Source organism: Vibrio crassostreae 9ZC13, from assembly GCF_000272045.2.
Taxonomy (GTDB): Bacteria; Pseudomonadota; Gammaproteobacteria; order Enterobacterales; family Vibrionaceae; genus Vibrio; species Vibrio crassostreae_C.
Window position 1 is genome coordinate 110,075 of the sequence record NZ_AJYZ02000019.1, and the last position, 26,302, is coordinate 136,376.

Annotated in this window: 20 protein-coding genes; 14 read left to right on the forward strand and 6 right to left on the reverse strand. The window is 45.5% G+C overall.

The annotated features are described in order from the left end of the window. Window positions 1-89 precede the first annotated feature (89 nt). Entirely contained in the window at window positions 90-1,688 is a 1,599-nt protein-coding gene (locus A136_RS01995; protein WP_017064278.1) for an isocitrate lyase, read from the reverse strand. Between the two features lie 130 nt (window positions 1,689-1,818). Between A136_RS01995 and A136_RS02000 the strand changes: the two genes are divergently transcribed. Beyond that, window positions 1,819-2,772 carry a LysR family transcriptional regulator gene (locus A136_RS02000; protein WP_009845781.1) on the forward strand — a complete coding sequence of 318 codons (954 nt, stop codon included), beginning with the start codon at window positions 1,819-1,821 and terminating at the stop codon, window positions 2,770-2,772. Window positions 2,773-2,927: 155 nt separating this feature from the next. After that, entirely contained in the window at window positions 2,928-5,111 is a 2,184-nt protein-coding gene (locus A136_RS02005) for a malate synthase G (RefSeq protein ID WP_017064279.1), read from the forward strand. Between the two features lie 211 nt (window positions 5,112-5,322). Here A136_RS02005 and A136_RS02010 read toward each other — a convergent pair whose 3' ends face one another. After that, window positions 5,323-6,750, reverse strand: coding sequence for an NAD-dependent succinate-semialdehyde dehydrogenase (locus A136_RS02010; RefSeq protein ID WP_017064280.1), 1,428 nt, complete (start codon window positions 6,748-6,750; stop codon window positions 5,323-5,325). Between the two features lie 93 nt (window positions 6,751-6,843). Further along, a complete protein-coding gene (locus A136_RS02015) occupies window positions 6,844-7,632 on the reverse strand; it encodes an IclR family transcriptional regulator (RefSeq protein WP_017064281.1) in 789 nt (262 codons plus the stop codon). Between the two features lie 154 nt (window positions 7,633-7,786). Here A136_RS02015 and pta point away from each other — a divergent pair, with 154 nt between their 5' ends. Both pta and A136_RS02025 read left to right on the forward strand, forming a co-directional pair. Next, window positions 7,787-8,860 carry a phosphate acetyltransferase gene (gene pta / locus A136_RS02020; protein ID WP_017064282.1) on the forward strand — a complete coding sequence of 358 codons (1,074 nt, stop codon included), beginning with the start codon at window positions 7,787-7,789 and terminating at the stop codon, window positions 8,858-8,860. A 71-nt stretch (window positions 8,861-8,931) separates the two neighbouring features. After that, on the forward strand, window positions 8,932-9,699 hold the full coding sequence (locus A136_RS02025) for a sulfite exporter TauE/SafE family protein (RefSeq protein ID WP_017064283.1): 768 nt from the start codon (window positions 8,932-8,934) through the stop codon (window positions 9,697-9,699). Window positions 9,700-9,750: 51 nt separating this feature from the next. Here A136_RS02025 and A136_RS02030 read toward each other — a convergent pair whose 3' ends face one another. Both A136_RS02030 and A136_RS02035 read right to left on the reverse strand, forming a co-directional pair. Beyond that, complete coding sequence (locus A136_RS02030; protein WP_017064284.1) at window positions 9,751-11,472, reverse strand: cobaltochelatase CobT-related protein; 1,722 nt, start codon at window positions 11,470-11,472, stop codon at window positions 9,751-9,753. Between the two features lie 3 nt (window positions 11,473-11,475). Continuing rightward, window positions 11,476-12,459, reverse strand: a complete 984-nt coding sequence (locus A136_RS02035; protein ID WP_017064285.1) for an AAA family ATPase — start codon at window positions 12,457-12,459, stop codon at window positions 11,476-11,478. Between the two features lie 262 nt (window positions 12,460-12,721). On the opposite strand from A136_RS02035, the gene xsc reads away from it, so the two are divergent. From xsc to A136_RS02085, 10 genes are all read left to right on the forward strand, one after another. Beyond that, window positions 12,722-14,533, forward strand: a complete 1,812-nt coding sequence (gene xsc / locus A136_RS02040) for a sulfoacetaldehyde acetyltransferase (RefSeq protein WP_004731917.1) — start codon at window positions 12,722-12,724, stop codon at window positions 14,531-14,533. A 427-nt stretch (window positions 14,534-14,960) separates the two neighbouring features. Beyond that, a complete protein-coding gene (locus A136_RS02045) occupies window positions 14,961-15,776 on the forward strand; it encodes an FRG domain-containing protein (RefSeq protein WP_017064286.1) in 816 nt (271 codons plus the stop codon). 264 nt (window positions 15,777-16,040) lie between these two features. Next, a complete protein-coding gene (locus A136_RS02050; protein ID WP_017064287.1) occupies window positions 16,041-16,478 on the forward strand; it encodes a nuclear transport factor 2 family protein in 438 nt (145 codons plus the stop codon). 48 nt (window positions 16,479-16,526) lie between these two features. Beyond that, window positions 16,527-17,993 (forward strand): NAD(P)/FAD-dependent oxidoreductase, encoded by a 1,467-nt coding sequence (locus A136_RS02055; protein ID WP_017064288.1) that lies wholly within the window; start codon window positions 16,527-16,529, stop codon window positions 17,991-17,993. A gap of 117 nt (window positions 17,994-18,110) precedes the next feature. Beyond that, window positions 18,111-19,112 carry a TRAP transporter substrate-binding protein gene (locus tag A136_RS02060; RefSeq protein WP_017059971.1) on the forward strand — a complete coding sequence of 334 codons (1,002 nt, stop codon included), beginning with the start codon at window positions 18,111-18,113 and terminating at the stop codon, window positions 19,110-19,112. A 164-nt stretch (window positions 19,113-19,276) separates the two neighbouring features. Continuing rightward, entirely contained in the window at window positions 19,277-19,819 is a 543-nt protein-coding gene (locus A136_RS02065; RefSeq protein WP_017064289.1) for a TRAP transporter small permease, read from the forward strand. A gap of 37 nt (window positions 19,820-19,856) precedes the next feature. Further along, entirely contained in the window at window positions 19,857-21,197 is a 1,341-nt protein-coding gene (locus tag A136_RS02070) for a TRAP transporter large permease (RefSeq protein WP_017064290.1), read from the forward strand. Window positions 21,198-21,208: 11 nt separating this feature from the next. After that, on the forward strand, window positions 21,209-22,129 hold the full coding sequence (locus A136_RS02075; RefSeq protein ID WP_017064291.1) for a cache domain-containing protein: 921 nt from the start codon (window positions 21,209-21,211) through the stop codon (window positions 22,127-22,129). 247 nt (window positions 22,130-22,376) lie between these two features. Continuing rightward, entirely contained in the window at window positions 22,377-22,949 is a 573-nt protein-coding gene (locus A136_RS02080) for a malate synthase (RefSeq protein ID WP_017064292.1), read from the forward strand. A gap of 486 nt (window positions 22,950-23,435) precedes the next feature. Further along, window positions 23,436-25,043, forward strand: coding sequence for a BCCT family transporter (locus A136_RS02085; protein WP_017064293.1), 1,608 nt, complete (start codon window positions 23,436-23,438; stop codon window positions 25,041-25,043). 203 nt (window positions 25,044-25,246) lie between these two features. Here the strand turns inward: A136_RS02085 and A136_RS02090 are convergent, their stop codons facing one another. Further along, complete coding sequence (locus A136_RS02090; protein ID WP_017064294.1) at window positions 25,247-26,173, reverse strand: M14 family metallopeptidase; 927 nt, start codon at window positions 26,171-26,173, stop codon at window positions 25,247-25,249. Window positions 26,174-26,302: the final 129 nt, after the last annotated feature.

The window sequence follows — 26,302 nt, forward strand, 5'->3', positions numbered from 1 at the left end:
AAGCTGGCAGTACAAGCTTTATCTCAAAGCCTTCCCCCGGATCTTACCTAAGTAAGAGAGAAGGACGGGGGAGGCTTTAGCGTTAGCGATTAATCAAATTGGTTCGATGTATTCGCTTCACCTGCAGCTTTTAGTGCGTTCTCACCAGCAAAGTACTCTTTGTGGTCATCACCCATGTCAGAACCAGACATGTTTTGGTGTTTAACACATGCGATGCCTTGGCGGATTTCTTTACGCTGAACATTCGCAACGTAACCTAACATGCCTTGGTCGCCGAAGTACTCTTTCGCTAGGTTGTCAGTAGACAGCGCAGCAGTGTGGTAAGTCGGTAGCGTAATCAAGTGGTGGAAGATACCCGCTTCACGAGATGCATCCGCTTGGAATGTGCGAATCTTGTCATCAGCTCGTTTAGACAATTCAGTTTCGTCATATTCAGCACTCATTAGGCTAGCACGGTCGTAAGCTGAAACATCTTTACCTTCTGCTACCATCGCATCGTATGCTTGTTGGCGGAAGTTTAGCGTCCAGTTGAATGATGGAGAGTTGTTGTAAACCAGCTTCGCATTAGGGTGAACTTCACGTACGCCGTCCATCATCTCTTTGATTTGACCGATGTGTGGTTTCTCAGTCTCAATCCAAAGTAGGTCAGCACCTGCATTGATTGCTTCGATACAGTCAAATACACAACGATCTTCACCAGTACCTTGGCGGAATTGGTATAAACCTGAAGGTAGACGCTTAGGTCGAACTAGCTTGCCGTCACGGTTGAAACAAACATCGCCTTCAGCCATATCAGCAACATCAATCTCTTCAACATCTAGGTATGAGTTGTAGATGTCACCTTGGTCGCCCGGCTCTTTCACTACGGCGATTTCTTTTGTTAGGCCAGCACCTTGTGAATCGGTACGAGCAACGATGATGCCGTTGTCGATGCCTAGCTCAAGGAAAGCGTAACGAAGCGCACGAAGTTTTGCGTGGAAGTCAGCGTGTGGAACCGTTACTTTGCCGTCTTGGTGACCACATTGTTTCTCATCGGCTACTTGGTTTTCGATTTGTAGACAACAAGCTCCCGCTTCAATCATCTGCTTAGCCATTAGGTAAGTCGCTTCTGCGTTACCGAAACCAGCATCGATATCGGCAATGATTGGCACTACGTGTGTCACGTGGTTGTCTATTTTGTCTTGAATACGGTCTTGTAGGTTCACATCGCCTGCTTCACGCGCAGCGTCTAGCTCACGGAATAAACCACCCAGTTCACGAGCATCGGCTTGGCGTAGGAATGTGTATAGCTCTTCTACTAGGCCAGCAACGGATGTTTTCTCATGCATAGATTGGTCTGGAAGTGGACCAAAGTCAGAGCGAAGTGCAGCAACCATCCAACCAGAAAGGTATAGGTAACGACGGTCAGTCTTGCCATCAAAGTGCTTCTTAATAGAAATCAGCTTTTGTTGGCCGATGAAACCATGCCAGCAACCCAGAGACTGAGTGTATTGAGAGCTGTCTTCGTCGTAAGCCGCCATGTCTGCACGCATGATATCTGCCGTGTATTGCGCAATATCCAGACCTGTTTTGAATTTGTTTTGAGCTCGCATACGAGCAGCAGATTCAGGGTTAATTGCATCCCATGGAGCACCAGCAGCGCTTTTTGCAACTTCTATCATTTCGATATCTTGTGTAATTTGCGACATAACTATTCCTTAGTTTCACGTGGGGTATGGTTGCCAAATTGACTTGGATTAAAACTTTGCTATGGACAAAGAATAACCACTCATGTGATAATTTTGTTAATTTATAGTTATTATATTCGGTATTTTTCTTATGAATATTGCTCGTATAGACCTTAATTTGCTTGTGTATTTAGACATGTTGCTACGTGAAAGAAACGTTACACGAGCAGCAAATCAATTGGGTATTACTCAACCAGCCATGAGTAATGGCCTTCGCCGATTGCGTGATCTGTTTGAAGACCCGCTATTAGTAAGAACAAGTGAAGGGATGATACCGACCGAACGCGCGCATAAGTTGCAGCCACTGATTCGAAACATCTTGGCGAATGTAGAGAAGACACTGCAGCCGACCACAGAGTTTAATGCAGAAGACAGTGAACGCGTGTTTCGTATCATGGCGAGTGACTATGCAGAGTCGACCATTATTCAGCCGCTATTAAAAAAACTGAGCGAGATAGCACCGAAAATACGACTGGATATAATGACGCCAAGTGATGTGAGCTATCAGGATGTAGAGCAAGGTACCGTTGATATAATTATCAACCGATTTGACGATATTCCTCAGTCGTTTCACCAGATGAGCCTTTGGCACGACGGGTTTTCTTGTCTATTTAGTTGTGACAACCCGATAGCCGACAATTTCGATATTTTGTCTTATTTAAAGGCGCAACATATTTGGGTAAGTAAGACTGGTATGGGAACGGGAGTCGGGATAAACCCAAGCGAAGCACAAAAGCTTGGTTGGATAGATGAAGCACTAATGCGCATTGGTAAAACCCGTAACATCACGGTGTTTACGCGACACTACTTGTCGGCGATTCTCTTCGCACAACAGAAGAACCTGATCCTGACTATTCCTACCAAAGCCGCTCAACTGCAGCGCAATAACCCTAGATTGTTGATCAAGCCTGCGCCATTTGCGATTGAACCCTTTGAGGTGAAGATGGCGTGGAGTCCATTGTTACAAACCAATCCAGACCACCAGTGGATGCGTCGTTTGATTAAAAGTGTCGCTAACGAAATCGAGAGTGGAGTAACGGAATAACACAGTTTTTAGGGTATTTTTTATATGAATATCCAATATAACCGGCATAAATTAGCTAAATTCATGTCCGTTAAGTAAGTTTAAGTCAGTAAAGTAAATTTGAGCTAGTCACGAAAATTTATTGAGTAGCCATAAATTAGTTTGAGAGAGATTTTATGAGCAGTCGTATTCAACAGGGAAGCTTGAACATTGATAGCACCCTCTACCAATTAATTAATGAGCAGGTGATTCCTGGAACAGGCATTGTCGCTGAAGACTTTTGGCAATCATTTGCAACCATCCTTGAAGATTTGGCTCCAAAAAATCGCGCATTGCTTATCAAGCGTGAAGATCTTCAACATCAAATTGACGTTTGGCACCAAGAGCGTGCTGGGCAAACGCTAGATCCTGTGGAGTACAAACAGTTCTTACAGCAGATCGGTTATTTGGTTCCTGAAGGCGATGACTTTCAAGTGACGACAGCGAGCGTAGAGCCTGAGATCGCAACACAAGCAGGGCCGCAGCTTGTGGTGCCAATCATGAACGCACGTTTTGCACTTAACGCAGCCAATGCGCGTTGGGGCAGCCTATATGATGCGCTCTACGGAACGGACGTGATCAGTGAAAGTGATGGCGCGGAAAAGGGCGGAAGCTTTAACCCAGCCCGTGGCGCTAAAGTAGTGACTTATGCTCGCGAGTTCCTTGATGACGCAGCGCCATTAAACGGCGTCTCCCATAAAGACGTCACCAAATACAGCATCAGTAACGCTAGCATCGGCAATAAATTAATAGCGACACTCGATAACGGCGAAGAAGTCACTCTCATTGATAGCGACCAGTTCATTGGCTATCAAGGTGACGCAAGTTCCCCTTCGTGCATTCTTCTTAAACACAATAATCTGCACATCGAAATTCAAATTGACCCGAGCGCACCGATTGGTAGCGTCGATGTGGCGGGAATTAAAGATGTATTAGTCGAAGCCGCTCTAACAACCATTATGGATTGCGAAGACTCGGTTGCTGCAGTTGATGGTGAAGACAAAGCATTGGCTTACCGTAACTGGTTAGGTTTGATGAAAGGTGATCTACAAGAATCACTAGAGAAAAACGGCAAAACCATTGTTCGTAACCTTAATCCCGATCGCCAATACACCAGCGTGACGGGTGGTGAGATTTCACTAAAAGGCCGCAGCATGTTGTTCATCCGTAATGTCGGCCACTTGATGACTAACCCTGCGATTATTGATGCCGAAGGTAATGAAGTGCCTGAAGGCATTATGGATGGCATGATCACTTCGTTAATTGCGATGCATGATTTAAAAGGCAACAGCGCGTACCAAAACTCGACTGCGAACAGTATCAACATCGTAAAACCTAAGATGCATGGCCCTGAAGAAGTCGCCTTTACTAATGAATTGTTTGGCCGTATTGAAGATGCATTAGGGCTAGATCGATTCACGATAAAAGTCGGCATCATGGACGAAGAGCGTCGTACTTCGGTTAACCTTAAAGAATGTATTCGTGCAGCTAAAGATCGTGTTGTGTTTATCAACACAGGTTTCTTAGACCGAACGGGTGATGAGATTCACACCAGTATGGAAGCGGGGCCTTTTGCTCCTAAAACACAGCTGAAAACCATGACTTGGATTGGCGCATACGAAGATCAAAACGTTGATCTTGGCTTAGCTTGTGGCCTGCAAGGTAAAGCCCAGATTGGTAAAGGTATGTGGCCAGAGCCGGATAATATGGCGAAGATGATGGACGCGAAAATCGGACATCCACAAGCGGGTGCCAATACCGCTTGGGTTCCTTCTCCAACCGCCGCGACTTTGCACGCGCTGCACTATCATAAGGTGAGTGTACCAAGCCGTCAGAAAGAGCTTCGTGAGCGAGTGAGAGCCAATGTCGATGATATTCTTACTATCCCGTTACTGGGCGATCAAAAGCTTACCGCGCAAGATATTCAAAGTGAACTGGATAACAACACCCAAGGTATTTTGGGTTATGTGGTTCGTTGGATTGACCAAGGCGTTGGTTGTTCGAAGGTACCTGATATTAACGATGTAGGGTTAATGGAAGACCGAGCGACGCTGCGTATTTCGAGCCAACACATTGCGAACTGGTTACGTCATGGGATTTGTAATGAAGCCCAAGTAATGAAAACCATGAAGCGCATGGCCGCAGTGGTGGATGAGCAAAACGCTGGCGACCCGAGCTACCGTAATATGGCGCCTGACTTTGAAAACAGCATTGCATTTTCAGCGGCGTGTCAGTTGGTATTCGAAGGCTGTGCTCAGCCGAGCGGTTACACCGAGCCAGTACTGCACGCGATGCGTCTAAAACTGAAAGCACAGGAATAGCGAAGCAACCGAATAACAAAAATAGAGAATGTAAAATACTAAAAAAAGAACCCCCCCTTTAACCGAGCCCAAGGTGCCGCGCTTTTATAGCGCGGCTTTTTTTTGATTCATTTTTGTGAAGGGAAAGGTGGAAAGTGGGTCAGGTTAGTGATCACTAAGACTTAATTATTTCCGAGCCCTAATCACTGCCAGAACTTAGTTACTACCAACCTTATTTTCCGCCAAAGCAAAGATACTTAATGTCCATGTACTCATCGATGCCTTCTTTCGCACCTTCACGGCCAATACCTGATTGCTTAACACCGCCGAAGGGCGCGACCTCGGTTGAGATCAGGCCATCATTAATACCGACCATACCGTACTCAAGTGCCTCTGCGATGTTCCATACACGATGAATGTTCTGACTGTAGAAGTACGACGCTAATCCATAAATGGTGTCGTTTGCCATCTCAATAAGCTCTTCGTCTGTCTCGAATTGCATCACAGGAGCGACAGGACCAAAGATCTCTTGCTGAACAATGTCCATGCTGTGTTTCACATTTTTCAGAATGACAGGCTGAAGGAAAAGCCCATCAAGCTCTTGAGTTGGCGTCACAGGCGTCGCGCCTTGTTCTACCGCTCTGTCTATTAATGCTTGGATGTTGTTCTTTGCGTTCAGGCTGACAACAGGGCCAATCGTGACACCTTCATCTAAGCCGTTACCAATCTTAAGCTGCTGAACCGCTTGATCGAATTTAGCCACAAACTCATCGTACACTTTACTGTGAACGTAGAATCGGTTTGCACAGACACATGTTTGACCTGCATTACGGAACTTCGACGCCATTGCCCCTTGAACGGCCGCGTCGATGTCAGCATCGTCAAACACAATAAAAGGTGCATTGCCACCAAGCTCCATAGAGGTGCGTTTGATGCCTTTTGCAGCTTGAGCCATCAAAATGCTGCCCACACGGGTCGACCCAGTGAAAGAGATTTTTTTGATCAACGGATGCGAAGTGAATAGGTTGCCCACTTGTTCAGGGCTTTCACCAAGCACTACTTGGAGCAGATCCTTAGGGATACCCGCTTGATAAGCCAATTCAACCACAGCAAACGCAGAAAGCGGTGTCTCATCTGAAGGTTTCACGACAAAGCTACAACCCGCTGCTAAGGCAGGAGCCGCTTTACGAGTGATCATTGCAATCGGGAAGTTCCATGGCGTAATCGCACATGCGACACCAATAGGCTGCTTGATGGTCACCAAGCGTTTGCCAGCGACTGTGCTAGGAATGGAATCACCATAAGTGCGCTTCGCTTCTTCTGCAAACCATTCAATGAAGCTCGCGCCATACACGACTTCACCTGTCGCCTCGGCTAACGGCTTGCCCTGTTCCATTGTCATGATTCGAGCAAGGTCATCCTTGTTTTCGAGGATCAACTGGTGCCAGCGATGAAGTAGTGCAGCACGAGATTTAGCAGGGATTTTTGCCCACTCTTTCTGCGCTACATGAGCTCGTTCGATCGCGCTCGCTAACTCTGTTTCTGATGATATCGGTGCGTTCCCGATGAGTTCACCCGTTGCTGGATTGGTCACGGCAACCGCGTTATTCGCTTCTGTCACCATAAAAGAGAGTAAGCGCTGGTTATTAATTTCTAGCATGTGATTCCTTCTTGATGATTACTTAACACGTGTTGGTGCTGTTATTGAGTTGATGTCTATGCAGTGCTGATGATTCGCTTTAGCCTGCCAAGGTTATTCTTGCGCCCAGTTGTCTGCTTCTATCTTCGCTAATGCTTTTGCTGCTTTTTGAAGTGCGGGTAAGAATTTTATTGCTTCATCTGGTTTCACTCGAATCACAGGTGCTTGTATCGCTAGGCCTAGGTTTGATTGACCTGTTGGTGAGGGGATCAGCACAGCGATACAGACTAAGCCCGGTAAAAACTCTTCATCATCAATAGCAAAACCTTGGATTTTTGCTTCTTCGATGTCTTTCTCGAGAGTCGAATAGTCGGTAATCGTGTTTACGGTGTATTGAGTCAGCGGCACATTTTCAATTAATCGTCTGCGCTGCGACTTAGACATGTGCGCTAAAAACAGTTTGCCAGTAGCCGAGCAGTGCACGGGAACGCGAGAGCCGGGGTGCAGGTGAAAGCGAAGGGGAGCTTCAGTTTCTGCACGATCGAGATAAATGATTTCACCACTTGAAAGAGCCGTCAGGTTACAACTCTCACCGACTTCTGCTCTTAGATTCTCAAGGATGGTGCGTCGAGCGCTGTGCATGGTGCTATTCAAAAGTAGGTTTTCGGCAAGTTTTCTGAGTCGAATACCTGAGCTGTAGTGCTTTTCGTCGCCATCTCTTTGAATGATGCCCGCGGCTTCTAACTGTTGAAGCATTCGGTGCAGCGTGGGTTTTGGCAATCCGGTCTCTTCGACTAAACCTTGCAGAGAAATAAACTCGTCTTTTTGCGCTATCACCTCTAATAGTGCAAAAAGTCGGAGGGTCGGTGTATCCCCTTGAACTTGCGGTGTTTCTGTTTGCATACAGTGATTCATCCTTGCGATATGTCTATGCCTAAGAGTGTACATACCAAATCATTATTCTTCAATTATCTGAATAAAATTTGACCTTTTTTATTATTTCAATAATATGAATATAAATTATGGAACAATTAATCTCAATAAATGGAATTTAAAGATGAAGGTGATTGAACGGATTATTGATAAAGCTCATTTAGATCGTAAGCGTGTTGTTTTGAGTGAAGCGGAGGACGCGCGAGTGCTAGCTGCTGCAAGAATGGCAATTGACAAACAGCTCGCTCACATCACACTTGTGGGCGATGAATCGGCGATCATCGCTGCTGCAGAACTTCACCACATTAACCTCGCTGGCATTCATATTGTTTCTCCACAGGCGTCGTCACTCAAAGAGGTGCTCGCTGAACGGCTGTATACATTACGAAAAGCCAAAGGCATGACCTATGATGACGCCCTAGAGCTGGTTCAAGATCCACTTGTTTTTGCCAATTTGATGGTAAGGGAAGGGCTGGTCGACGGCACGGTTAATGGTGCCGTTTATACCACGTCTGATGTGGTGCGAGCTGCGCTGCAGATTATCGGCCCTGCACCGGACAGCGAATTGGTGTCGAGTTTCTTCTTGATGATGTTGTGTGAGCCTTTCCATAATCTTAAAGGCGGTATGATTTTCAGCGATTGTGGTTTAGTGATTAACCCCAATGAAACCGAGCTGGCATCGATTGCCGTAGCGGCATCAAACAGCGCTCAAATGCTCCTGATGGAAGAACCTAAAGTCGCGATGCTGTCGTTTTCGACTAACGGTAGTGCTAAACACGAATCAGTCGATAAGGTTCGCAATGCCGCTCAACTCGTGAAACAACGTTGTCCCGGAATCGCCGTCGATCAAGATGTCCAACTTGATGCGGCGATTGTCACTGAAATAGCGGCGAAAAAGTTGCCTGATTCAGAGGTGAAAGGTCAATCTAACGTGTTGATATTTCCTAACTTAGAAGCGGGGAATATCGGTTATAAGCTTGCGGAAAGGCTAGGTGGGGCAGTTGCGATTGGCCCGTTGCTGCAAGGGCTGAATCAACCAGCGAATGACCTGTCCAGAGGCTGTAGTGCCGAAGATATCTTTAATGTCATTGCCGTTACCGCGGTACAAGCGCAACAAGGGAAAACACAAAAATCAGCGGTTGATGCAGAAACTGATGTTGAAGAGAGCCAAGAGTCGGAGTTTGAATTCAGGTATTAACACTCGTTGCTTAAACTAATGCGGAATCTTGCACTCATATTTACCCCCAAATAACCTAATTAGGATAGCTAATGGAGTTACCTGTTTTACTCGCCATTCTTGCCACCATTGCGGTAGGTACTTATTTCCAAACTGTCACTGGATTTGGCCTCGGTATCATCGTGATTGGTTTGACGGTCAGCCTTAATCTGGTTTCTTTACCCGTCATAGCCGCTGTGGTCAGTATTGTGACCTTGTTCAATTGCTTGGTCGCGTTGATGGGTAAACCATTACTTGGGGAGCTCAAGATTCTGGTGGTGTTAGTTATCGGTATTATTCCAGGCGTATCGATGGGCGTGTACTTGCTGGACGCGTTGAGCGAGTCGGCAACCCAAATCCTACGAGGGCTATTGGGTGCCATGGTGTTGTTCGCTGGTTTGAGCTTTATGTTTAAACCTAAAACTAGAACGGTCCGTTCGACAACCGTATCTTTCCTTGTCTCAGGATTTAGCTCTGGGTTAGCGGGGGGATTATTTGGGATGGCAGGTCCACCGATTGTTTATCATCTCTATCGGCAACCTTTTTCGCTCGATCTGGTGCGAAGCACACTGCTGATGGTTTTCGCTTGTACGTCGATGTCCCGTACGGTCAATGTCTATGCGGCGGGCGACATGGAACAGAGCATATTGTGGTTATCCGCTATTGCTGTTCCTCTGGTGGCGCTTGTCACAATGTTTGCTCGGCGTTTCCCACCGCCGTTGTCTAATGATCAACTCAGAAAGCTGGTGTTTACGGTGTTAATGCTGATAGGCGGATATTTGATGGCTGTCTCTGCATGGTCGTTGTTTGGCTCCTCGTAAAACCATTCTCGACAAAGGAGGCTAGTGATTCGCTAGCCTAAGCTTCCCTGTTTAAACACGCTTTAGCATCTCAAATATGCTCCTAGATAGCCCAAACAAGCAGCTCTCTTGTACATCTAGCGTGATGTTGCTGCGATAGTACGGGCTCAAATCCACTCCCATTCCCACACCATGAATCTCAATACCGTTTTTGGTCGACTCACGTTCAATCACCTGTTTGAGATGGTTATCTAAATAGAACTGATCGTTGGCGGTACTGGTAGCGGTATCCATCGGGCAGCCGTCTGAGAACACAATCAAAACCTTTCGCTGGGCGGTGTGCTGCTGCAATCGATGACTCGCGAACTGAACCGCTTCGCCATCAATCCCTTCTTTAAAGATGTCGGCTTTACGAAGACTCGCAATGCCAAGTCGAGAACGTCTCCAATGGGTATCAAAATCCTTAAACACGATGTGCCGAACTTCGTTTAAGCGGCCCGGGTGCTTTGGTTGGCCTTGTTTAAGCCACTGCCGATAGACCTTGCCACCGTTCCAGTTATTGGTCGTAAAGCCAATAATCTCGAAAGGGATGTTGGCCAGTCCAACGGATTTGAGAATTGTATCAATCAGTAGGCTTAGCTTGTGACTGTGCTTTTGCATTGAGCCAGAGCAGTCCATCAAAAATGTGATGGCACATTGATGAGATGTACCGATGTCAGTTTGATAAAAGACAGTGCTATCCAATGGCGATGTGACGAGCTTGGTGATGGTGGTGGCGTTAACAATGCCTTCTTCTAAATGGTCCTGACGTCGGTTCCTCTGTGGTGTGGCAACAAAGTTAGTAAGCATAGCGGCTAAACGGCGAGTGTTGACTTGTCTCGCCATGATGTCATCGGTTAGCTTTTGTCTCAGTTCGAGTAATAGGGTACGCCTGACGAGTTTGTCTGCGGCGATGACTTGATCAAATTCTGAATTAAAGACCTGATAATTGGCGCCCGACAACTCGAATACCTTGCTACTGCCTGTGATGTCGGTATCGACGTCTTGATCTTGAATGTCACCATCAACAATCAAGGCAAGCTGTGCAAGGATCTTGATGTCTTCTTCAACGGTTGGTGTGGGTGAGTTATCACTTTCCTGTTCTTGGATGATTAACTCTTGTGCAAGGGCTGCAAGCTCATTGGCACTGTGTGCAAACTGTTCTTGGTCTGTTCTATGTTGCTTTAAGCGTTTAAAGCTGTGACCGAAGGTAGGCACGATGCCGGCGCGAGTCGATTCAATGGTCTCAGCAATGGGTTCCGAAACCGGAACACCGGTTAAGCGGGTGTGGATGACTTGCATCAGAGTAAACAGCAACATGCCTATTCGTGATTCGGTGAAGCCATTCTGATGATATTGGTCGCTCCAATACGCAAAGTTGAACTGAATGCTGGTGGTAACGCCTTTTAGATAAGATGGAACTTGCGATTCAATTCGCACCTGCTCGCAGAAGTCATATAACAGACGTTCGACCTCGTTTTTCGGTCGCAATGAGTAGTGAAGATCAGCATCTGAAAGCAAGAGTCGTAATGCCGATGAATCGATCTTGCCTTGCATCGAAAGCTTACTGTTTTTCAGCTCGTGGCGAGATACAAAGGTGAGATCGTTGGTGTGGGCAGACTGGTAATAACAGGGCTTATTGCCTTTATAGAGTCGTTCTCCCCGATAGTTCAGATCGAGTTCACCACTGATTGCTCTGGCGACAGACACACCAATATCGAGGATCTTTTTCTGCTGAGAAGAAATATTGGCCATGGTTTACGACTCCGAGTGCGAATAATTTTGAGTATGCGCTTCCAAGGCTTCACCAAAGCAACGGAAATAGTATTCGCTAACCAGTTCTTTCTCTTCGTCTTCGCAGCGATTTAAGAATGAAAGCCTAAATGCCGTCGCTACATCGTCGAATATTTGGATGTTTTCAGCCCAAGTGAGCACTGTACGCGGAGACATCACAGTCGAAAGGTCGCCAGCCCGAAACCCGTTACGCGTTAAACCAGCGGTGGCGATCATTTTCTCTACTAATTGTTGACCGCTTTCATCGTTTAGCTCCGGGCGCTTTGACAACACTATCTTGGTTTCATGTTGTGGGTCTAAATAGTTGAGCGTAGCGATGATGTTCCATCTATCTAACTGACTGTGGTTAAGCACTTGAGTACCCGAATACAAACCTGAAAAATTACCCAAGCCAAGCGTGTTGCACGTAGCAAACAGGCGGAAAGAAGGGTGGGGAGTGATCACGCGGTTTTGCTCGAGAGAAGTGTATTTGCCGTCTTGCTCTAAGAGTTGCTGAATCACAAACATCACATCAGGTCGACCCGCGTCGTATTCGTCCAATACCAATGCGATGGGTTGCTGGATACTTTGTGGAAGAATGCCTTCCTTAAACTCTGTCACCTGCATTCCATCTTTAATGACGATGCTATCTTTGCCAATGAAATCCAATCGGCTTAAGTGCCCATCTAGGTTGATCCTCAAGCATGGCCAGTTCAATCTCGCGGCAATTTGTTCAATGTGAGAAGACTTGCCCGTCCCGTGCGTACCTTGTATCAAGGTGCGACGATTTGAAGTGAACCCCGCCAATATGGCCAGCGTCACTTCAGGATCAAAACAGTAGTTAGGATCGATTTTTGGCACATACTCTCCCGCATGTTCAAACGCCATCACCGTTAGGTTGCTGTCGATGCCAAAGCACTCTCTTACACTTACTTGTCGCGTTGGTATCAATTCCGACTCTTTCATCATTCTTCCCTCTATATAACCCATTACTTGTCGCAGCTATTGCGCTATGTCGTCGATTATTAACAGCTCAACCTAAGTTAACGGCACTTTTTGTACGAAAAACTACCAATAATGTGATCTAGTTTTATTAATTAGAATGAATTGTTCCAATTTAATATAAAAAGTTGACGCGCAAAAATTCTACTACTAAGGTGAAATTTAATTCGAAAAAGAGACAATTCATTCCGAAAAATGAAATTTTGATTAACTCAAGGAGAATGGAAGAATGAGCGAGCAAGAAAAACGTACGGTTGTTTCCGGCACAGTAACAATGACACCATCAGAAGCGTTCGTTGAAACTATGGTTGCTAATGATGTTACCGACATGTTCGGCATCATGGGGTCAGCATTTATGGACGCAATGGATATCTTTGCTCCTGCTGGCATTCGATTGGTCCCAGTAGTACACGAGCAAGGCGCTGCCCACATGGCAGATGGTTACTCTCGTGTATCTGGTCGCCACGGTGTGGTTATCGGGCAGAATGGCCCAGGTATCAGTAACTGTGTAACAGCAATTGCAGCTGCGTTCTGGGCACATAGCCCGGTCGTCATTGTGACGCCAGAGACAGGCACTAAAACAATGGGCTTAGGTGGTTTCCAAGAATGTAACCAGCTTCCAATGTTCCAAGAGTTTACTAAGTATCAAGGACACGTAACGCACCCAGATCGTATGGCGGAATACACAGGTCGATGCTTCGACCGTGCGATGAGTGAAATGGGTCCAACTCAACTGAACATTCCACGTGACTATTTCTACGGTGAAACTCAAACCGAGATCCCTAAACCCGCGCGTTTAGACCGTGGTCCAGGTGGTGAGAAATCTCTGAATGAAGCAGCAGACCTGATAGCTGAAGCGAAATTCCCAGTCATCATTTCTGGTGGCGGTGTGGTAATGGCTGATGCAGTTCAAGAGTGTGCGGCACTGGCAGAAAGATTAGGCGCACCCGTAGTGAACAGCTACCTGCACAATGACTCGTTCCCTGCTAGTCACCCATTATGGTGTGGTCCTTTAGGCTACCAAGGTTCGAAAGCAGCAATGAAGTTGATGGCTCAAGCGGATGTGGTTATCGCTTTGGGTACACGTCTTGGTCCATTTGGTACGTTGCCTCAACATGGTATGGACTACTGGCCGAAGAACGCGAAAATCATTCAGATTGATGCCGACAACAAGATGCTAGGTCTGGTTAAGAAGATTTCAGTTGGTATCTGTGGTGATGCGAAAGCAGCTGCGGTTGCTCTATCTGAAAGATTGGAAGGCCGTGCATTGTTGTGTGATGACAATAAAGGCGCTCGTCAAGACACGGTCGCAACAGAGAAAGCACTTTGGGAAAAAGAGCTTGATGAGTGGACACACGAACGTGACTCGTTCAGCTTAGATATGATTGAGGAAAACTCACACGAGACTCCGTTCTCTGGTGGCGAATATCTACACCCACGCCAAGTATTGCGTGAACTAGAAAAAGCGATGCCAGAAGACGTAATGGTCTCGACGGATATCGGTAACATCAACTCAGTGGCAAACAGCTACTTACGCTTTGAAAAACCACGTAGCTTCTTTGCTGCAATGAGTTTCGGTAACTGTGGTTACGCATTCCCGACCATCATTGGTGCGAAAGCTGCGGCACCTCATCGTCCCGCTATTTCATATGCAGGCGACGGTGCGTGGGGCATGAGCTTGATGGAAACCATGACATGTGTTCGCCATAACATTCCAGTGACAGCCGTGGTATTCCACAACCGTCAATGGGGTGCGGAGAAGAAGAACCAAGTCGACTTCTACAACCGACGCTTTGTTGCCGGTGAGCTTGAAAACCAAAGCTTTGCAGAGATTGCACGAGCAATGGGTGCTGAAGGTATCACGGTTGATAAGCTTGAAGATGTAGGTCCAACCTTGCAAAAAGCCATCGACATGCAGATGAACGAAGGCAAAACAACCATCATTGAAATCATGTGTACTCAGGAGTTGGGCGACCCGTTCCGCCGAGATGCACTATCAACACCGGTTCGTTTCTTAGATAAATACAAAGATTACGTGTAAGTCATAGGAAATTTGTCCGGCCGCAGATATCTCGAGAGTGTTAGAGGAAGTGCTATCGAGAATGTGGTCGGGCAATACCAACGGGTATTGGCAAGTACTTAGGTTAAGAACGTAAACGCTTAGTTCAATAATTTCCAGTTAAACATTAGAACACTAATTAAATGTTTATTAGGAACATAAGTGGTTCTAGCTATATAAACTTTGTTACTCGCTATTATTAATCGACCATTAACTCATAGCTCCTTAGTGAATGGTTCTATTACTGATACTTGTTTATGAAGATATATACCTATTATCATTTTAGAAAAATACAATAACGACACTCGTTGACTATTGGTCAATCGTTATTATTGGTTGGTTTTTATCATCGATTGATGGGGTTATTGATATTTGGATTTTACCGAATTTAAATTAAGTGAATCGTAGTATGCATGTTGTGAAAAATAAACATTATATAAGCTCACTCGAAGAGCTGTATAAAATAATCGATTCACTTATTACAGAGTGTAGTGGGCATCGTGGTTTGATTTATAACGTGTGTGACTATGAGAATAATAACCTGATGCCAAGCTTAGGTCGCTCAAATCGAAAGAATATTCGCCGTGTCGAACAAGAGCTTCTTAAGACCGTGAGAGTTTATGGCGGGCATTCGTTGAGTGCACACGAGATAAACGATTGGTTATTGATGTGTTTAGCCAAGAAACAGGGGTTTCCAACCCGTTTACTTGAGTGGACAGATAACCTGGTCAATGCGTTGTGGTCTGTGTGTCATAGCCAAAGCAAAGACTGTATCAATATTATTAAAGCCATTGATTATCATAAGGTTAGTGTTTTTAACTCACCATGTGACCTGAATAGAACTCAGATATTCAATGTGGCTGATTGTGATCAGCAAGAGCAACGCAAGGATAAGTGGTATTCCATTCACCCATTTAAGGAAGGTGGCAATGATGCCATTCAGCCTTGGTACGATGAGAAAGAATATTCAAACGGTCTAGTGTCCGTTCATATTCTTCCATCAGCGAAAGTAAACCTGATAAAGGAATTAACCTCCATGAATGTTTTAAATGAACCGACAAAATATATTGAAGATAAACTGGATGATTTGAAAAATGAAGCCCATGTAGATGGTAATCAAGAAATTAATAAAGGTGAGGGTAATATCGAATTACAAGTTAATACTCATGATCGTCAGCTTGAGCAGTATGGCCGAAAGTACCATCAAGATTTTGACTTCGACTAAAGTCTAGTATTTCTAATTATTTTATTTAGACCTCGTATAAATATAGTGAGTGACTGTGTAAATAAAATTAGAACACTAATTAATTTATAAAAAGATGAAATCTGTGAGCTTAAAGATTGTTTATAAAGTAACTCGAAGTTAGAGTGGCGAAGCTTGTTATCAAGTTGTTAAATTTCACAGATCTAGTTTAAACACTCTAATAAAAAAGTGGCGCAAAGCTACTGAAATTTAAACCAATAACGAAAACATAAAGGATTCTGGAATATGAATATGCAAACCAATGCAGCGACATTCGTGCTGGAAAACCAAGTCGACACCGCCTTTTTACAGTCTTTTAGTGATGCATGGAATAACCATGATATTGAAGCGCTAATGTCGTTTATGACCGAAGACTGTGTCTTCCACACCGTGGCAGGAGAAGGCGAACTTGGCAACACTATCGAAGGGTACGAAGCCGTTCGCAATAGCTTTGAATTGGTTTGGCAGAACTTTCCAGATGCAGCCTGGAGCGATCCTGTCCACTTTGTGTGTGGAGACCGCGCGGTAAGCGAATCAACGTTCTCTGCGACTAACCCAGATGGCACCGTCATCGAAGCTCGTATGGTTGATGTGTTTACCCTGAAAGATGGAAAAATCAGCGTAAAAAATGCCTTCCGTAAAACACGACCTCTTTTGACTCCTAACAACACTCCCAAGAGCTAGACACGAAACCAAAATCAGTCCACGTGTTATGACTAGGAGAGTCGAATTATGAGTTTAGTAATGGAACAACCGGCAGCCGATGTGCCGCCAAAGGTGACAAGCACCCAAGCAAAAGAAAGCACCCAAGCACAAGATAAATACGATCCAAAATACGATCCACTTAAAGACAAGAGCCCAGGTCACGGTAAGGAATACGCCCCGACTTATTGGGTAGATACCGCAGGCGCGCCACCTGAAGATGATGGTCCAATTACATCGGATATGGATGTGGATGTGGCGATAATCGGTTCAGGCTACACAGGCCTAAGCACCGCGATACACCTTGCTGAAATGTACGGCATTAAAGCGACTGTGATTGAAGCTAACCGTATGAGTTGGGGCTGCAGTACCCGAAATGGTGGCCAGGCTCAGTGTGCGTCAGGACGTTTGAAGCGTTCTCAGTGGATTGAACGCTGGGGACTAGAAACCGCACTGAAAATGCATCGCGAATGCGTCGATGGTATGAACACCTTTAAGTCTCTGATCAAAGACATTGATTGTGACCCACAACCGGGCGGCCACTTATACGTCGCTCACCGTCCAAAAGTGATGGCAACACTCGAGAAAGAAGCCAAGTTGCTGCGTGACACGTTCGATTACGATGCGCAGATCTTAGATGCGGAAACCGTAAAACGAGATTACGTTGGTGACCAAGAAGCGGCAGGCGCAATGCATGAACCAGAAGGCATTGGTATTCATGCAGGGAAATTGGCGTTTGGCTATCTAAGAAAGGCGAGAGCACTCGGTGTAAAAGTGCATCCAGCTAGCCCTGTTATGGGTTGGGAAACACGCAACGGTGTGCATTACCTAAAAACGCCCGGCGGTGTTGTGAAGGCACGTTCTGTTGGGGTTTGTACCGGTGGATACACTAGCCAAGGTTTGCATTCAGAGCTTAAGAATCGCTTGTTGCCGGTACTTTCTAATTCGATGGTGACGCGTCCGCTAACTCAAGACGAAATTGCCGCGTGTAACTTCAAAACCAATCAGGTGATTACTGATACCCGAATCCTGCGTCATTACTACCGTTTGTTACCCGATAACCGAGTGCAGATAGGTACACGCAGTGCCATCAGTGGCAAGAACGCACCTGAAAAGAAATACGAAGACATGTTGAGAGCGGATTTAACCCGAAAATTCCCGTCTCTCGATCAGATCAAAATCGATTATTCATGGTGGGGGTGGGTGGATGTTAGCCACGATATGATGCCAAGAATCTATCAGCCGAATCCAAAGCAATCCATCTTCTACGCACTAGGGTATGGCGGCAATGGTGTGATGTATTCCGCTCAAGCAGGCAAGCGCCTTGCCCAGTGGATCGCAGGTGAAGGTCATAAGCTTGACTTGCCAATATTTGAATCAAAACTTCCGTTCCCCAACGTGAGGGAAGTGGTGGAATCTGAGATGTTTGCACCATTTCGAAGAGTAGGGCAGCGGTTCCTTTATCAGTGGTATTCGTTAAAGGATGAAAGGCTGTAACTACCCGAACATTGTTTCCAAAATAGGGAAATAGAATTACGACCAGGAAAGTTGTACCAGGTCACCTTGTGAGCAAAGTACAGGCAGGACGTCTGTATGATAGGAAAGGTTAAGACTATGAAATTGATTAAAAATAAAATTATTGCTGGTGTCACTATTGTAGCAACAGCGGTGTTATCTCATACCGCGGCAGCAGCGAATTTTAAAATGGCTATCGGCGATGCTGCTGGTGGTACGCAGTGGGAATTAGCGACCTCATTCTCTGAACTGATGGAGCAAAAAACAGACGGTAAAGTGAAAATCGACCTGTTCCCGAATGGCCAATTAGGCAATGAGCAAGACACCGTAAACGACGCAGCAATCGGTCTTCTCGACTTCTCTGTACTGGCGATCAACAACGTGACGCCTTTCTCTCCAACCGTTGGTCTATTGACCATGCCTTACGTGATTCAAAGCGCAGAAGAAGCAGTGCTACTGACTCAAGGTCAAGTAGGCCAAGATTTAGTTGATAACACGATTCGTGACGCTGGTGTTCGTATTGTCGGTTGGGCTTATTCTGGCTTTAGGGTTTTGACCAACTCGAAAAAGCCTGTTGCTTCACCAGAAGATTTGAAAGGGCTAGTGATTCGTGTTCCTCGTAACGAAATCATGATCGCGTCTTATCAAGCATGGGGTGTAAACCCAACGCCAATGGCGTGGTCTGAGACTTTCACTGGCCTGCAACAAGGCGTGGTAGATGGACAAGATAACCCTTACATCACAGTCCACGCGATGAAATTCAACGAAGTACAAAAGTACGTGACCAACATTCGCTACATTTTCTCTTTGGAACCTCTAATTGTGAGTGAAACGGTCTTCCAACAACAGACTCCTGAAATGCAAAAAATCATTCTTGAAGCAGGTCAGGAAGCGACAGAGCACAGTTTTGCTTATCTAGAAAATACGGAAAACAAGATCCGTGAAGAGCTACAAGCGAAAGGCATGGTATTCACAGACCCAGCAGACAACGAGCAAGAGTGGATCAGCAAGGTGACTAAGTCAGTTTGGCCTAAGTTCTACTCAAGCATTGGAGGCAAAGACAAGCTAGACGACGTTCTTGAGTTACTAGGTAGAAAGTAACGATTAGATTCGCCCTATCTGCTGTTCTGCGCTACTTAATCACCTAGCGATAGAACAGTGAGATAGGGCATTTACATGGCTGTACTCGTTGATCTGTTCTGTACCTGATCTTTTTAGGACCGTGAGCGACTGGTTGTCATGTGGAAATCAACATTGGAGGTTATATGTCAGTCGCTAAAACAATAAAAAAGCACCTAAACAACATTGAGGAATATACATGTTGTCTGCTGCTCGCAAGCTTTGTCCTATTGCTGTTCACACAAATCCTTACTCGTCAGTTCTTTGATTACTCTATCCCTTGGGGGGATGAGGTCGCTACTTACATGTTCGTTTGGTTTGCCTATCTAGGGGCTGTTGTTGCGGCCAAGATGTCGGCGCACAACCGAGTGAGCTTTCACTTTAAATTCTTTCCGCCAATCGTGCAGACCGTGAGTGAAACCATCGCTGACTTCTTATGGCTCTGTTTCAACGGCTACTTCGTTTACCTCAGCTACGACTTCGTGTTCAACAAAATGAATCTGTTTTGGAAGTCTCAGACTACAGGTATCCCGATGAAGTACTTCTACATGATTTTACCTATCGCGTTTTCACTGATGATGATTCGAATTATCTGGAACAACTATGAGCGTTTATTCAAAGGCGCAACCAACGAAGATCCAGAAGTCAAAGAGCTGCGCAAAATGACGGCACAAAAGTCAGCGCAATAGTCATCACAGAGAATAGTCGTAATAGAGAGATGTAATAATGGAATCCTATTTAACTCTAATTTTATTTGGTGGCTTTTTAACGCTGTTAATTCTGGGCGCACCAATCACAGTATCACTGGCTGGCGCTTCGATGGCGGCCTATATGTTGCTCGACAAAAATCCCATCGCTTTAGTACAAATCGCGTTTACCTCGGTGGGTAACTTCCCGCTAATGGCCCTGCCAGCCTTTGTTCTTGCGGGTGCATTAATGGAGGCGGCGGGTATCTCCAAACGTCTGGTGGATATCGCCGAAAGCTTAGCGGGTCCCGTAACAGGTGGCCTTGGCGCAGCAACGGTAATGGCGTGTCTTTTCTTTGGTGCTATCTCGGGTTCAGGCCCTGCAACCACCGCTGCGGTAGGCATGCTAATGGTGCCTGCGATGGTCAAGCGTGACTACGATAAGAGCTACGCATCGGCAGTTACTGCTGCATCTGGTGGCTTGGGCATTATCATCCCACCATCCATTCCCTTGGTTATCTTTGGTATCTCCGCAATGGGCTTAATGGCGCCACCGGAAGCCATTGCTCAACACGGCCAGTTTGCTTCTTTGTCTATTCCAAAACTGTTTGTTGCTGGGGTTGTACCGGGCTTCATCATGGCTTCGACGCTGGTGGTAACCAACTACTTCATTGCTAAGCGAGAAGGCTATAAAGGGTTGACTGAAACCTGGTCGTTTGGCGATGTAAGGCACTACTTGCGCCGCGGTTTATGGTCGATATTAGCGCCGTTCTTGATTCTTGGCGGTATCTACAGCGGCATGTTCACACCAACAGAATCTGCGGTTGTAGCGATATTCTATTCGTTGTTTGTGGGTGTATTTATTCACCGCGAATTGTCGTTCAAAAGTGTGATGAAATCTCTATCGACCACGACATGGATCACCGGACGTGTGTTGTTGATCCTCTTTGCAGCAACAGTATTTGGACGCTTGTTGATCGAGCAAAAGATCCCGGTTGTCGTGGCTGAATCATTACTCAGTTTTACCGACAACATGTACATGGTGTGGGCGCTAACCATTACCTTGTTGTTGTTCATCGGCATGTTTATGGAAACCTTAGCGGCGATCATGATCATCGTGCCAGTGTTACTGCCAATCATGTACATGCTGGGCGCTGATCCAACTCACGTGGGCATCGTGGTGGTGTGTACCTTATCGATAGGTTTTGCAACGCCGCCGCTTGGGGAAAATATCTTTGTCGCCTCGGGAATAGGGGGTTCCACGGTTGAACAAATCACCGCGAAGATCCATCCCTTTGTTCTTGCTTCTGTTGTGGGCGTTTTCGTTATCGCTTTCTTCCCACAAATTACGCTTTGGCTACCGTCCTTAGTCGGCTATTAGGAGAGATAACCATGAATTTATCCAGAATCATCCTCATTGGTTGTGCCGTGTTTGCAGTGGTGAGTGGTATTAGTTTACGTGCGGAACACTCTGAAATAGAGAAAGAAGCCAAGCCTGTCAATGTGCTCGATATTTCTGAACCACATGTTGTCAGTAAGGCTGAAAGAAGAGCCAAAACCTTGCTTGCCAAGGCAGTGATACACGTTCAAAAAGAGGGCGACGATAGCGTCAAAGACTTCATGAGTGACCCTGAATATATCGATGGTGAGCTTTATGTGTTTGCGTTGGGCATTGATGGCCAATTCCTTGCCAGCGGCGGCTCGTCAATGGTGTTAGTGGGTGACAGTGTTTTAGATACGCAAGACGTCTACGGTAATCCTTTTTTCCGTGAAATGATCACCAAAGCAGCACACAACGGTTTTGGTGAAGTGAAGTATCACTGGACCAATCCGACCGATCGAATGGGTGAGCCGAAAACGACTTTCTTTGAACGTGTGGGTGATGTGATTGTCGCTGTCGGTTATTACCCTGAACGTTCCAGTGCGGCCGAAGCAAAGAATTTACTGGCGAGAGCGATGACCGCGATAGTGGAGTCAGAACAAGAGAGCCTAAATGAGTTTAATGATGCCGATGGCAGCTTTGTAGAAGGGGATTTGTATGTGTTTGTGATGGATATGAGCTCTGGAAAGTTGCTGGCGCATGGGGTCTCTCCTGAGCTAGTTGGGCGTTCGCACAGCGAGATTCTAAGCCCTGACGATAAGCCAATTTTTACTGAGATGTTGAACCTTGCGAAAGAAAACGGCCGAGGTGTTTACACTTATCGTTGGTTGAACCCGCTGTCGAGTAAAGTCGAAACCAAGCACACGTATTACCGTGTTATCGACAATAAGCTAGTAGGGGTCGGTTATTACACAAATTCAAACAAGACGTAAAAATGAATATTCTATGATCGTAAGTCTATTTAAATTAATGGCTTACGACTCTTTTTACCCCTAAAAATAGGAGTGTGTAAAAAAGCAATTTAGTAAAATTCACACTGTGAAATTTTTGTTGTGAAATTGTGACAAAAATACAAGTAGTATGAAAAACATGGAAACCACACAGTAAAGAACAATTTTGAAAAGGGTCAATTGGGATGTTTGACCTAAATGAAATTTAAAGCCGTACGAGGGATAGACTATGAATATGCTGACACTAGACAAAACAGAACTTCACAGAAACCATTCAACATTTATTGCTGAAGCTGTCTTTGCCGTCGAAATGGTGAAAGCAGACAAGCAACTCGAAAAACAAAAAATGGCGAAACAGTTGCTTGATACTCTATTTCCTCTAGAGACGGGTTCACATGAAGATGTAGTGAGTTACGAGATTGACTACCGACACGTTCAGGTTTATTTCAAAAACGGTGAACACACAGGTTTGAAACGCGCTAAACACTTTGTGGCTTACACAGGTGATAAATCTAAGCCTTCAGCAATCCTATTCCGTGATGAAAGCGGTACGCACGTTGAAGTGACAATCGGTGCTCGTAAAGGCACTGGCCGCCTGGAGTTGGTTGATATTCAAGATATCCAATTAGAGACGTGCACCACGTTTGGTCAAACTGAGGCGAGCCGTTCTTCTGGCATCCGTCACTGGGTGAGCTTAGTAAAAGGCGATGAAAGTGGCCGCCCGAATGCATCAAGTGAAGACAAAGAGTTCACGGCGAAAAATGGTGAAGACTATAACCTAGGTTTTTGCTTCGCAATCTAACGAATTGTCTTTGAAATGTGCAGTGCTGATCTGTGAGACGCAGCACTGACATTTGAGCACTGATTTCTCTTTTACCTTTGGTAACTTTCCCCGCCCCTATAGCGGGGCTTTTTTATTAGAGCTATAAGTAAATTGGGCGATTATCAAAATTATATGCAGAAATTTTGGATGTGACGTTACAGTGTGTGGTTTTGATTTAAGTTGTTGTATTTAAATAATTTTGTTCTTTTGTTTTATTCTGTTTTTATTAGGTTAACTATCATTGTCAACGGTGGTTTGGGCGACTATTGAGCGAAATCTCAGTCAAAATGCTTTGAGCTGTGCTATAATACGCGCCTTGGGATTGAGCCAGTAAGTCCATTTATCACTAACTATTGTGATTTTTATTGCCTTTTATTTAGGCGATGCGGCGAGCCAATCAAGTAGTAGTTGGATATGGAGAGCGTCCTTATATTCGTTGAATCGGATATGCGAACATCATAATTTATGAGTTTTAAATCAAAAAAGTACAGTATTGATTCTACTGACTATCAAGTTGGTCAAGACAACGTCAGTAAATGGGGCATGGATGTCCATAACACAGTTTTCGTAGCCTCAGTTGGCTTATCTCTTCTCTTCATCATCACTCTTCTTGCTCTTCCTCCTGCAGATGCTAAAGCTGCAATTGATTCTATTAAGGGTGCTGTTCTATCAAAGTTTGACTTCCTGTTTATGTGGGGAGCTAACATCATGCTAGCGTTTGCTGTTGTTCTTGCTTTTTCACCGTTGGGTAAAATCCGTTTAGGTGGCGAAGACGCGACGGCGGACTATTCAATGTCATCTTGGATTGCGATGTTATTCGCAGCAGGTATGGGTATTGGACTTATCTTCTGGGGTGTTGCAGAGCCAACTGCGTTCTTCACTAACTGGTTCGGAACGCCATTAGACGCAGAACCTTTCACAGCCGCTGGTCGTGAACTGGCGCTAGGCGCAACCGTATTCCACTGGGGTTTTCATGCATGGGCTATCTATGGCATGACGGCGCTTTGTCTGGCGTACTTTGTTTATAACAAAGGCTTACCGCTATCAATGCGTTCTGTGTTTTACCCAATTCTGGGTGAGCGTGTGTGGGGCAAAACTGGTGATGTAATCGATGTACTAACCGTACTGGTTACTCTGTTTGGCCTTGCGACTTCATTGGGCTTAGGTGGTACACAAGCAGCAAGTGGTATTAGCCACGTGTTCGGCTTGGAAAACAACATCTTCCTTCAGCAATCTATCATCGTTCTGATCATGGGCTTGGCGATCATCTCTGTACTACGTGGTATGGACGGTGGTGTTAAGTTCCTAAGTAACCTGAACATGGTTATTGCATTCATATTCCTTGGTCTTATCGCTGTATTGAATTTCACAACTGTGCTTGATTCAATGGCAACGGCGGCAACGGGCTATGTGAAAAATATCGTAGCTTTGAGCCAAAGTGCGGGTCGTGAAGACACAACATGGCTGCATGGTTGGACTGTGTTCTACTGGGCATGGTGGGTAGCGTATGCACCTTTCTTCGGTATGTTCGTAGCGCGTATTTCTAAAGGCCGTACGGTTCGTGAATTCCTACTTTGCGTATTGATTATCCCAACATTGGTGACTTCAGCTTGGATGTCTATCTTCGGTGGCGTAGCTATCGAGCAAGTGATTAATCAGGTGGGGCAACTTGGCCTCGACCAAGGCATTACAGATGTATCTCTAAGCTTGTTTTACATGCTAGATGCTTACTCGTTCGGTAGCATTCTGTCTGTTCTCGCAGTCGCGCTGATCATCGTGTTCTTCGTTACAACGTTGGACTCAGGTTCTATCGTTATCGATGGCATGACGGCGGGTGGTAAATTAGAAGTGCCAGTGAAACAGAAAGTCGTTTGGGCGGTTATCTCAGGTGCTATCGCGATGGTGATGCTGTGGATTGGTGGTACTCAATCAATCCAAGCTCTGCAATCTATTACGATTATTGCAGCACTGCCGTTTACGATCATTCTTTTGATTGGTTGCGTGAGCTTGTTGAAAGGCCTACTGACAGAAGTCGGTAAAGGGCAAGAAACCGTAACTCAAACTACAAAATAAATCGTGAATTAAGTAAGTCGCTAGATAGAGATTTACTTTACTCAGCATGATTCAAAGCTCTCTTGTACTTGGTGCAAGAGAGTTTTTTATGCCTAGGAAGAAATCAGAGACCAGATAAAAAAGAGCCACAAGTGAATCATCACTTGTGGCTCTTTTCGTTCTTAGTTCTAGGTGCTCGGTTCTAGTTATTAGCGGGTATGAGCTTATGCGTTCAATTCGTGCTGAATAACGTAATCTAAAGCACCAACAACAGCAGCAACTTGAGCATCATTACACTCTTCGTCTGTTACTTTGTCACTGTCTGGGTAAACCTCTGTGGTTGTACCGTACTTACAGTCAGTCACGCCGCCACATAAGCCAAGCTTCTTCATTGGGTAGTTGATCACGCCGTGTTGAGTGACGTCTGAACCAATGATCTTGCCTTCGTCATCCGCAGGCGCAATGTGGGTTACTTTTTCAACTGAAGCGATGACAGCAGCTTGGAATTCAGGTTGTGGGTTTTCAGTATCGCCAACAGTGTAGAAACCGTCTGGGATCATACCTTCGATGTACTCAATGCCATCACGAGCTGCGAGTGCAGGTCGGAATTCAGTTTCATCAGAGTCAGTCGTCTCATGCAGGTCAACGTGAACCAATACTTCTGGCAGAGACGCTACTAGAGCTCGTAGGTTTGCTGATTCTTCTGCTGGCGTACCGTCGTAGAAAGAGCGGTTTGGATCAACAGCATTTGGATTCCAGCGGTTGATCACTTCGTAGCCCCAAGGGCTCACACAAGGTGCGACAACAATGTTGAAGTGCGCCGTGTATTTTTCTGCTTGAGTCGCAGCGAATTTGATCGCGCCATGCACGCCACTGGTTTCGTAACCGTGAACACCACCTGTTACCAGAATCGTCGGCTTTGACTCGTCCCAGTTTTTGCTCTTGATAGCGAAGAGTGGGAAGCGAGCTTCGTCGTAGCTCAGTGCGCCGTATTGTTCGATGTCAAAGCGGTCTGCAAGTGCTTTAATCTTTGGTACAACTTCTTGCTGGTATTCACGCTTAACCGTTCGTTGAGCTAACCATGCTTCACGTTCTGCTTGTTGCCATTTTTGCCCTGGCTTACCAATCGGGTAGGTAGATTCACTTTTCATCAATACTTTTTCTTTTATGTTCGTGAAAGATTAAGACAGATTATTCCTGTCTAACAGAGACAGCAATAGAAAACACAACTTGTGACTTTATTTTTTACAGACTCATAACTTTGATGAGTGAATTGATGG